Source organism: Actinoalloteichus hymeniacidonis, assembly GCF_014203365.1.
Taxonomy (GTDB): Bacteria; Actinomycetota; Actinomycetes; order Mycobacteriales; family Pseudonocardiaceae; genus Actinoalloteichus_A; species Actinoalloteichus_A hymeniacidonis.
The window spans coordinates 3,067,140-3,079,331 of the sequence record NZ_JACHIS010000001.1; the positions used below are offsets into that span (position 1 = coordinate 3,067,140).

At 71.9% G+C, this 12,192-nt stretch carries 1 pseudogene; it reads left to right on the forward strand.

From position 1 onward, the window contains the following. Positions 1 to 111: 111 nt before the first annotated feature. Positions 112 to 12,192: pseudogene (locus BKA25_RS12665) on the forward strand (type I polyketide synthase); the annotation flags it as partial.

Below are 12,192 nucleotides of genomic sequence, written 5' to 3' on the forward strand. Positions count from 1 at the left end.
CGATGCGATCCACCGTGGGCGGCCCGAACACGAGCACCGACGAAGTCCTCGCCTGTCGCGACAGCGAGTGCGGCGAGTTCGCAGAGAACGGAGCGGAATAACGTGGCCACTGACGAGCGCGTCGCGCAGTACCTCAAGAAGGTCACCGCCGATCTGCAGCGGACTCGCCAGAAGCTGCGCGAGTTGGAGTCGGCGAACAGCGAGCCGATAGCGATCGTGGCGATGTCCTGCCGCTATCCGGGAAGCGTCGGTTCTCCCGAGCAACTCTGGGAGTTGCTCGCCGACCAACGTGACCCGCTCCAGCCGTTCCCGACCGATCGAGGGTGGGACAGCGGGCGACTCGGCCCCGAGGTCACCCGCCGGGGCGGCTTCCTCGACAACGCAGGCGACTTCGACGCGGGCTTCTTCGGCATCAGCCCCCGCGAGGCTTTGGCGATGGACCCGCAGCAGCGGCTCTTGCTGGAGACCGCCTGGGAGGCGGTGGAGCGCGCGGGCATCGACCCGGCCGCTCTGCGCGGCAGCGATACCGGCGTGTTCGTCGGACTCGCCGACCAGCACTACGGGCCGCGTGACGCGGCGGCAGGCGACGAGGTCATCGGCAACCTGTTGACCGGCACCACCAACAGCGTGGCCTCCGGCAGGCTCGCCTACGTACTCGGCACCGAGGGCCCAGCGCTGTCGATCGACACCGCGTGCTCGTCGTCGCTGGTCGCCCTGCACCTGGCCATCCAGGCGCTCCGAGGCGGCGAGTGCTCCGCCGCGTTGGTCGGCGGCGCCGCCGTGATGGCCAACCCCGATCTCTACGTCGAGTTCGCCGAGCAACAGGGCCTGGCCGCCGACGCCCGGTGCAAGTCGTTCGCGGCGGCGGCCGACGGCACCGGATGGGGCGAGGGGGTCGCCATGCTGCTTGTGCAGCGGCTCTCGACGGCTCGGGCCGCAGGCAACCCGGTGCTGGCGGTGGTACGCGGCAGCGCGATCAACTCCGACGGCATCTCCAACGGGCTCACCGCCCCGAACGGACCCTCCCAACAGCGACTCATCCGGCAGGCCTTGGAGGACGCGCAGCTGAGCGCGGGACAGGTCGACGCCGTCGAGGCACACGGCACCGGCACCCGGCTGGGCGACCCGGTCGAGGCACAGGCCCTGCTCGCCACCTACGGGCAGGACCGCGACCAGCCGTTGCTGCTCGGCTCGATCAAGTCGAACATCGGCCACACCCAGGCGGCTGCAGGCCTGGCCGGTGTGATCAAGATGGTGCTGGCCCTGGGCCACGGGCGGTTACCGGCGACCCGGCACGTCGACGCGCCCACCCCACAGGTGGACTGGACGACCGGCAGTGTCGAGCTGACCACCGAGGCCCGTGACTGGCCCGAGACCGGGCGCCCGCGCCGGGGCGCGGTCTCCGCGTTCGGCATCAGCGGCACCAACGCGCATGTCATCCTCGAACAGGCCCCCACCCGACCCGACGACGAACCCGCGAGCCCGGTGGAGCGCCCGGTTCGTGCGCTGTTGCTCTCCGCCCGCGACGACGGGGCACTGCGCGCCCAAGGCGCCCTGATCGAGTCCTACGCCCGAACCCACCCCGACCACGATCTCAGCAGCGCGCTGGCCACCACCCGGGCCCGCCTGACACACCGGGCGGTGGTGGTCGGAGCCGACGACGAGAGCCTGCTGACCGGGCTGCGGTCGGTCGCCGACGGCGAGCCTGACCCGGCCGTGGTCCGTGGCCGTACCAGGGCACCGGGCAGACTCGCCTTCCTGTTCAGCGGCCAGGGCAGCCAACGCCCGGGAATGGCGGCCGGCCTGCGGGCCGCGTATCCGGTCTTCGCCGAGGCCTTCGACGAGATCGCGGGTCATTTCGATGCGCTGCTGCCGCAACCGCTGGCCGAGGTGATCGACGACCCGGAGCTGCTCGACCGCACCCGCTACACCCAGCCCGCGTTGTTCGCGGTCGAGGTCGCGCTGTGCCGGTTGCTGGCCTCCTGGGACGTCGTGCCGGATGTCCTGCTCGGCCACTCCATCGGCGAGATCGCCGCCGCCCACGTCGCAGGCGTGTTCTCCCTCGCCGACGCGTGCCGACTGGTTGCCGCGCGCGGTCGGTTGATGGACGAGCTGCCCGACGGCGGGGCGATGGCCGCTGTGGAGATCCCCGAGGGCGAACTGCCCGCGCTGCTGGCCGAGACCGGCTGCGACGTGGAGATCGCCGCGGTCAACGGGCCGTCCTCGTTGGTCGTGGCCGGGGACGTGGACTCGGTGGCGGCGGTCGTGGCCGCCTGCATCGGCCGGGGTGGGCGGGCGCGGCGACTGCCGGTCAGTCACGCGTTCCACTCCGCCCGGATGGAGCCGATGCTCGAGCGATTCCGCGAGGTCGCCGCCACGATCGCGTACTCGGCGCCGACCCGGACCATCGTCTCCGATCTCACCGGCAGCCCGGTCAGCGCCGCCGAGATCGGTACCCCCGACTACTGGGTGCGGCAGGTGCGCCAGACGGTGCGCTTCGCCGAGGGAATGGGCAGGCTCGCCGCCGACGGTGTCACCGGGTATCTGGAGATCGGGCCCGGCGGTCTCACCCCGATGGCCTTGGAGAACCTGGCGGAGGCCGACACCCCCGCCGCCGTGGCCGTCACCCTGCGCCGTGACCAGCCCGAGCCCGAATCGCTGCTCACCGCCCTTGCCGAGCTCTACGTCGCGGGCACCCCGATCGGCTGGGATCGCATCGTCGCCGCTCCGGGGGCGCCTCGACTGGACCTGCCCACCTATCCGTTCCAGCGGGAGCGGTACTGGCTGAACAGCGGCACCGAGACCAGCAGGCCTGCCGTGATCGCCGCCGCCCCACGTCGATCGGGTCGTCCGGAGCACCCGCTTGCCGGACTCGACGCCGAGGAACTGACCCACCGGCTGTTGGCGGGGGTCCGCTCGGCCGCCGCGGCAGCGCTGGGACACCGCGACCGATCGGCGATCGCCGCCGACCAGGCCTTCGTCGAGCTGGGCATGGATTCGCTGGCCTCGGTTCGGCTGCGCGACATGTTGGTGCAGGACACCGGATTGGCCCTGCCCGCCACCCTGGTCTTCGACCATCCCACGCCTGCGGCGGTGGTGGCCTTCCTACGCGAGGAACTGCTCGGCGGGGCACAGCGGGTCGTCACCCGTCGTCGAGCCGCCGCCGACGACGATCCGGTCGTCATCGTGGGCATGTCCTGCCGTTTTCCCGGTGGGGTCCGCAACGCCGAGGACCTGTGGCGGTTGCTGAGCGAGGGAACCGACGCGGTGGGTCGTTTCCCGACCGACCGAGGCTGGGACACCTCCACACTCGGCGACGACGTCGCTCGGCTGGGTGGCTTCCTCGATTCGGTCGCCGACTTCGATGCCGGTTTCTTCGGGATCTCGCCGCGCGAGGCACTCGGCATGGACCCGCAGCAGCGACTCCTGCTCGAGACCGCGTGGGAGGCCTTGGAACACGCGGGCATCGACGCGGCCGATCTGCGTGGCAGCCGAACCGGGGTGTTCGCCGGGGTCGCGGGTTCCGACTACGCCGATCTGCTGACCGGGGTCACCGAGGCCGAGGGCTACGTGATGACCGGTACCTCGACCAGTGTCGTCTCCGGTCGACTCTCCTATGTGCTGGGTCTGGAGGGCCCGTCCGTCACCGTCGACACCGCCTGCTCGTCCTCGCTGGTCGCGCTGCACATGGCCGCGCGAGCGCTGGGCGAGGGCGAATGCGACCTCGCGCTCGCCTCCGGCGTGACGGTGATGTCCACGCCTGCGGGGATCTCGCTGGTCTCCCAGGTGGGTGCCCTGGCGGGCGATGGACGGTGCAAGGCGTTCGGCGCGGACGCCGACGGCACCGGTTGGGGCGAGGGCGTCGGCGTGGTCGTCCTGCAACGCCGCTCCGAGGCGCTGCGGGCGGGCAACCCGATCCTGGCCACGGTCGCGGGCACCGCGATCAACTCCGACGGCGCCTCCAACGGGCTCACCGCCCCGAACGGACCCTCCCAACAGCGGGTGATCCGCGACGCCCTGGCCGACGCGGGCCTCGACCCGGCCGACGTCGACCTGTTGGAGGCCCATGGCACCGGCACCGCGCTGGGCGATCCGATCGAGGCGCACGCACTGCAGGCGACCTACGGTGCCGACCGCACCGAACCGCTGTGGTTGGGCTCGCTGAAGTCCAACATCGCGCACACCATGGCGGCCGCCGGAATCGCAGGCGTGATCAAGTCCGTGCTCGCGCTGCGACACGCCAGGATGCCCCGGACCCTGCATGCCGAGGAGCCCAGCACGAAGATCGACTGGTCGGCGGGCACGCTGCGGCTGCTCACCGAGGAACGCGCATGGCCCGACCCGGGGCGCCCCCGCCGCGCTGCGGTGTCGGCGTTCGGGATGTCCGGCACCAACGCGCACGTGATCCTCGCCGAGGCCGATCCCGTCGAACCGTCGGAGGCCCCGGCCGATTCCCCGGACACCGACTCGGGTGCGCTGCCGCTGGCGTTGTCCGGCCGGACACCCGAGGCGCTACAGGCACAGGCCGTCGGGCTGGCCGCATATCTGGACCGGCGGCCGGACGTGAACCTGCCCGCGGTGGCGCGCACCCTGCTGCGGCGCACCGCTTTCGAACACCGGTCGGTGGTGATCGGCCAGGATCGTCACCGCCTGCTCGACGGGGTACGCGCGGTCGCCGAGGGCCGCCCGCACGACGATGTGGTCACCGAACCTGCCAAGGCGTTCGACCGTGGCCCGGTCTGGGTCTTCCCCGGCTACGGCGCCCAGTGGGACGGCATGGCGGTCGAACTCCTGGACACCGCGCCGGTGTTCGCGGCCCGCTGGGCCGAGTGCGACGCCGCGTTCGCCGCGCAGCTGGGGTGGTCCATCACCGACGTGGCGCGGGGCGCGGCGGCACCCGAGGACGTCTCGGAGATCCTGGTCAACCAGGCGTTGCTGTTCTCCACCATGGTGTCGCTGGCCGAGTTGTGGCGCTCCTACGGGATCACGCCCGCCGCCGTCATCGGTAGTTCGCAGGGCGAGGTCGCGGCGGCCTGCGTCGCCGGAGTGCTCTCGTTGTCGGACTGCGTGACGATCCTGGCCCGCCGAGTCTGGCGGGCGGTGGCGCTGAGCAGGCCCAGTGGTCTGGCCACGTTGGCGGCGTCGGTCACCGAGGTCGAATCCTGGACCGCCCGTTTCGAGGGCGTGGAGATCGGCGTCGTGAACAGCCCCCAGGCGGTCACCGTCAGCGGCGATCAACAGGCCATCGAGGAGTTGGTGGCCGAGGCCCGCGAGAACGGGGTGCGGGCGAAGCTGATGGCCGCCACCTATGCCTCGCACTCGGCCCACATGGAGCCCCTGCGCGATGACCTGCTCGTCGACCTCGCCGAGGTCACCCCGCTGACCGGGACGGTCCCGTTCTTCTCGACGGTCACCGTGGACTGGACACAGCCGGGTGAGGTGGACGGCGAGTACTGGTATCGCAACATGCGCGAGCGGGTGCAGCTCGCCCCCGCCGTCACCGCCCTGCTCGACCAGGGCTTCCGGGCGTTCCTCGAGGTGAGTGCGCATCCGCTGCTCGTCGGGCCGATCAACGAGACGGCGGAGGCATCCGATGTGGCCGCCACGGTCGTCGGGAGTCTGCGCCGCGACGAGGGCGGCCTGCGTCGGATCCTGACCTCGCTGGCCAGGTTGCACGCCGAGGGCGTGCGCGCCGATCTCGGCCGGTCCTTCGACGGCGGCGGCCATCTCGACGACCTGCCGAGCTATGCGTTCCAGCGCCGCCGGTTCTGGCCTGCCGAGACCGATCGGCCGCGTGGCACCGGGGATCCCGCCGACGACCGGTTCTGGCAGGCGGTCACCGATCACGACGTCGACACCCTCGCCGCGACGCTCGGGATGACCGAGAAGTCCGGTTTGGACACCGTCGTTCCGGCGTTGGCCGACTGGCACCGCAACCGCAGCGAGCGGGCCCAACTGGATTCCTGGCTGTACCGCGTCGACTGGGCGCCGCTGCCTGCCGCGCCGCCCGGCCGTCTCACCGGCACCTGGTTGGTGCTGGTCTCCGATGGACACGGCTGCCCTGCAGCGGTGGACATCGTCGCGGATCGGGCGGACCGCGCGATCGTGGTGCCGGTTCCCGAGCCGGGCACCGACACCGGTGCCGACGCGGCCGAACTGGGCGAGAGCATCCGGGCCTCGGTCGGCGCCGACCCGCTGGCCGGGGTGCTCTGTCTGACCGGGCTCGACGAGCGGCCGGTGACCGCCTACCCCGACACGACCCGGGGTGCGGCCGCGCTGCTGGTCGTCGTCCGGGCCCTCGATGCCGCGGCGCAGACGGCGCCGCTCTGGTGCGCCACCTCCGGTGCCGTGGCGGTCGAGGCGACCGACGGCCCCGCCGCCCCACTGCAGGCGATCGTCTGGGGACTGGGCCGCTGCATCGGCTTGGAGAAGCCCAAGACCTGGGGCGGGCTGCTCGACCTGCCAGCCGAGTGGGACGAGTCCACCGCCGCGCTGGCCGCTGGCACCCTGATCGGGACCGATGGCGAGGATCAGGTCGCCATCCGCGCCGAGGGTCGCTACACCAGCCGGGTGCACCGGGCGCCGGACCTCGCCGCCACCCCCGGGTGGAGCGCTGCGGGCGCGACCGTGTTGATCACCGGCGGCACCGGCGCGCTCGGTAGCCAGGTTGCGCGATTCCTCGCCGATCAGGGCGCCCGCCGAATCATCCTGACCAGCAGGCGCGGCGCTGCTGCGCCCGGCGCGGCGGAACTCCTCGCCGAGGTCCGCGACATCGGCGCCGAGGCCGTCGTCCTCCCCTGCGATACCGCCGACCGGGCCTCGGTCGCGGCGATGCTGCGCGAGGCCCAAGGCGACGGTGTGCTGATCGACGCGGTCATCCACGCGGCCGGGGTCGGCGACGGTGGACCGATCGAGGAGGCCGAGGTCCAACAGCTCGCCCGAGTCTCGGCGGGCAAGGTCACCGGCATCGTCAACCTGGAGGCCGAACTCGACCCCGGCCAACTCCGGGCCGTCGTGTACTTCTCCTCCGGCGTCGCGGTGTGGGGCGCCGGTGACCACGGTGTCTACGCGGGTGCCAACGCCTATCTCGACGCGCGGGCCGCGCAGCGCACCGCCGAAGGCGTGCCGACCTGGTCGATCGCCTGGGGTCCGTGGGCGGGCGAGGCGGGCATGGTCTCCGTCGAGGCCTACGACACGCTGCGCCGCACCGGTCTACCGGTGATGGACCCGGAGGCCACCGTCCGAGCCCTGGGCCGGGTGCTCACCGGCGACGGGGGAGCGCTGCTGGTCGTCGAGGTGAACTGGTCGAACTTCATCTCCGTGTTCACCGCCCAACGGCCGAGCGCGCTGTTGGCCGATCTCACCGGTGCGCTACCGACGGATGCCGCGCCGAAGACCGGTTCCGGGCTGGCCGCGAAACTGGAGGGACTGGATCCGCAGGCCCGTACGGAGGCCGTGCGCGACGTCGTTCACCAGCAGGTGGCCACGGTGCTCGGGCACACCGACAAGAACGCCGTCGACTCCGGACGTGCCTTCTTCGACATCGGATTCGACTCGCTGACCGCCGTCGAGCTGCGCGACCGGCTCGTCGCCGCCATCGGGGTGCCCCTGCAGAGCACGCTGATCTTCAACTACCCGAGCGTCGACGAGCTCACCCGCTACCTCGACGAGGAGGTGCTCACCACCCGGTCCGCACCGGCCGAGCCGACCATCATCCGGGCGGCCGTCGCCGACCAGTCGGATCCGATCGTCATCGTGGGCATGAGCTGTCGCTTCCCCGGCGGCATCGACACCCCGGAACGGATGTGGGAGGCACTGGAGGCGGGCTCCGACATGGTTGCCGGGCTGCCGGAGAACCGTGGCTGGCCACTCGGCACGCTCTACGATCCCGACCCCGACACCCCGCGCAAGACCTATATCGAGCGCGGCGCCTTCCTCTACGACGCCACCGAGTTCGACCCCCGGTTCTTCGGGATCTCGCCGCGCGAGGCGGCCACGATGGACCCGCAGCACCGGGTGCTGCTGGAGACCTCCTGGGAGGCCTTCGAACGCAGTGGGATCGACCCGCATTCGCTGCGCGGCACCCGGACCGGCGTCTACCTGGGTATGACGCACCAGTTCTACGGCGAACGGGTCCGCGCTGCAGGACCCGAACTGGAGGGCTACCTGGTCACCGGGGGCGCCGCCGCCGTGGGCTCCGGGCGGATCTCCTATGTGCTCGGCCTGGAGGGACCGTCCATCACGGTCGACACCGCCTGCTCCTCCTCGCTGGTCACGCTGCACATGGCGGCCCAGGCACTGCGGGCGGGCGAATGCGACCTGGCGATCAACGCCGGGGTGGCCGTGATGTCCGACCCGACGTCACTCCTGGTCTTCAGCAGGCAGCGCGGCCTGGCCCGAGACGGCCACTGCAAGGCCTTCGACGCCGCAGCGGACGGATTCGCGCTGGGGGAGGGCGCCGGAGTGATCGTGATGGAACGGCTCTCCGACGCGCGCGCCAACGGCCACCGGGTATTGGCGACGGTGCTGGGCTCGGCGATCAACCAGGATGGCGCGTCCAACGGCCTGACCGCCCCCAGCGGTCCGTCCCAGCAGCGGGTGATCCGCGCCGCGCTCGCCAACGCGGGGCTGGGCACCGCCGATGTCGACCTCATCGAGGCACACGGCACCGGAACCAAACTCGGCGACCCGATCGAGGCGGACGCGCTGCTGGCCACCCACGGGCAGGGCCGCACCGAACCGGCGTGGCTGGGTTCCTTCAAATCCAACGTGGGCCACACCCAGGCCGCCGCAGGCGTGGCAGGCGTCATCAAATCCGTGCTGGCCATGCGCCATGCGGTGATGCCACAGACCCTGCACGTCGAGGAGCCCACGCCGCACGTCGACTGGACCGCGGGGCAGGTGCGACTGCTCACCGAGGCACGCCCCTGGCCGCAGGGTGCACGGCCGAGGCGGGCGGCGGTGTCGGGCTTCGGCATCAGCGGCACGAACGCCCACGTGATCCTCGAGGAGGCCCCGCCCGAGGAACCCGACGCCCGCGAGAGCATCGCGGCGGTGCCGACGCCGATCGTGCTCTCCGGCCGCAATCCGGAAGCGCTGCGGGCCCAGGCCGGTCGACTACGCGACCTGCTCGCCGAGCCCGACGCGCTGCCGTTGGACGTCGGCTACTCCACGGTCACCACCCGCAGCGTCTTCGAGCACCGACGCGTCGTCACCGGCCACGACGCCGAACAGCTCGTCGAGGAGCTGTCCAGGGTGGCCGCCGAGGTCGGGCCCGAACTACCGGATGCGGCGGGCCGCGTCGCGTTCCTGTTCACCGGGCAGGGTGCGCAACGCCCCGGAATGGGTTCGGCGCTGTACCGGGCGTTCCCGGTGTTCGCCGAGGCCCTCGACGAGGTGTGCGCCGAACTGGACGGTCTGCTCGGCCGTTCACTGCGGGAGATCCTGTTCGAGGGCTCCGACGACCTGCATCGCACCGAGTTCACCCAGCCCGCGCTGTTCGCCTACGAGGTCGCCCTGTTCGCCCTGGTCCGCTCCTGGGGTTTGACGCCGGATGTCCTGGCAGGGCATTCCATCGGCGAGGTGGCGGCCGCGTACTGCGCCGGGCTGTGGTCGCTGCCCGACGCGTGTGCCGTGGTCGCCGCGCGGGGCAGACTGATGCACGCGATCACGGCGCCGGGGGCGATGGCGGCGATCGGCACCACCGAGGACGAGGTCCGGGCCGCGTTGGAGGCGGACGCCGAGGCCGTCGACATCGCGGCCGTCAACGGCCCCCGGTCGGTCGTGATCTCCGGCGACGCCGACCGGGTATCGGTGCTCGGCGAGAAGTTCGCCGCCTCGGGTATCCGTGTCAAACGACTGCAGGTCTCACACGCCTTCCATTCGCCGCTGATGGAGCCCATGCTCGACGACTTCGCCCGGGTGCTGTCCGAAGTCACCTTCAGCACACCGACGATGGACCTGGTCAGCGGCTTGACCGGCCGGGCGGCGGTCGAGGAGGTCCGCACGGTCGAGTACTGGGTGCGACACGTCCGGCACGCCGTCCGTTTCGCCGACGTGGTCGCCACCCTGACCACGGCAGGCACCGGGGCGTTCGTGGAGATCGGGCCGGACGGCGTCCTCACCGGAATGACCGCCAACTGCCTGCCCGACGACACCACCGCCGTGGTGACCGCGACCCAACACCGCGAGCGCGAGGAGACCATCACCCTGATCGCCGCGTTGGGCGGGCTCTACTCCCGAGGCGTCGACGTCGACTGGGCGGCCTATTTCGCCGGTACGGGTGCTCGCCGAACCGACCTGCCCACTTACCCGTTCCAACGCCAGAGCTACTGGCTGCACACCGCGATCCCGGGCGTCGACGACACGCCGGACGACCGTGGCGCGTTGTACGAACTGCGGTGGACCCCGGTCCCCGAGGCGCCCGCGGTCCCGTCGGTGTCGGCAGCCGAGGTGGTCCGCGTCGACCTGCCCGCCTTCGACGGTGATACGGGCCTGGCCACCCGGACGGCCGTGCTGGACGCGCTGACCAGGGTGCGGACGCTGCTCACCGACGAGGAACAGCTCGACAAGCGCGTCGTGGTGTGCACCGAACAGGCCGTCGCCATCGGCGACGAGCCGATCGACCCGGTCCGCGCGGCGGCGCGTGGCCTGTTGCTGTCCGCGCAGTTGGAGAACCCGGGACGGCTGATCCTGGTCGACACCGACGATCCCGAGGACCTGGATCCGGGGGTGCTCCGGGCCGACGAACCACAGCAGGCGGTGCGCGCAGGCGCGGTGCTGCTACCGAGACTCACCCGACTTCCCGCCACCCGCCCGGCGCCCGAGACGACGACGGGACCCGCGCCGGAGGGCACCGTGCTGATCACCGGCGCGACGGGGGCACTCGGTGCACGGCTGGCGGTCCACCTAGCTCGGACCGGTCGCGCCGCCCGGCTCCTACTCCTCAGCCGCAGCGGCCCGACCGCGCCCAATGCCGACGGGCTGCTGGCCGAGTTGGCCGCCACCGGGGTCCCCGCCGACCTGGTTGCGGCGGATGTCGCCGACCGGGCGCGGCTGGACGAGCTACTGGCCGCGATTCCCGCCGAGCAGCCGCTGACCTCGGTGATCCATGTGGCCGGTGTCAACGACGACGCCCCGTTCACCCATCTCGCCGCCGAGCAGGTGACCAACGTCCTGCGTTCCAAGACCGACGCCGCATTGGCGCTGCACGATGCGACCGCCCATCTCGAACCGAGGCGTTTCATCCTCTTCTCCTCGGCGGTCGGCTCCCTCGGTAGCGCCGGACAGTCCAACTACGCCGCCGCCAACGCCTCACTGGACGCGCTGGCGGTGCACCGCCGAGCAAACGGACTGCCTGCGACGTCGCTGGGTTGGGGCCTGTGGGAGACCGACGACGGGATGGCCGGACAGCTCCGCGAGGTGGACAAGCTTCGGGTGACCCGAGCCGGAATGCTGGCCCTGAGCCCCGAGGAGGGCATGGAGCTGTTCGACCTCGCGTGGGACAGCGACGCCCCGGTGCTGCTGCCGCTGCGCATGGATCCGACGACGATGGCGGACAACGCCGCAGCGGGCACCCTGGCGCCCGTGCTGCGTTCGCTCGTGCCCGCGAGCGCTCTGGCGGCGACCCCCGCCGCCCCGACGGCCACCGCCGATCCGGCGCCGGGGTGGGCGGCCCTGCCCGCCGCCGACCGGCGCAGGCAACTGTTGGAACTGGTTCGACAGCGGGCCGGGGTGGTGCTCAACCTGCCCACCGAGGAATTCCAGGACAGCAAGAGGCTGTTCCGGGACTTCGGTTTCGACTCGCTCACCGGGGTCGAACTGCGCAACGCGGTCTCCTCGGCGGTCGGCGTGCCGCTGTCGGCGGCGATGGTCTTCGACCACCCCACACCGGACGAGCTGGTCGACCACATCGAGGACGAGATCCTGCGGCGGGCGGCACCGACGGCGTTGCCGATTCTGGCCCAGCTCGACCAGCTGGAGGCCGCCGTGGCCGAGCTCGACCCGTCCGAGGGCGTCCGCCAAGAGGTCGAATCACGGCTGCGGGACCTGGTCGCAGCCTGGAGCGCCACCCCGGCCGCCACCGTCGCGGCCGAGACGGACCCCGACACCGGAACCGTCGATGACCGGCTCGCCGACGCCAGCGACGACGACATCCTCGCCTTCATCCGTAACGAGTTCGGCAAGCAGTGA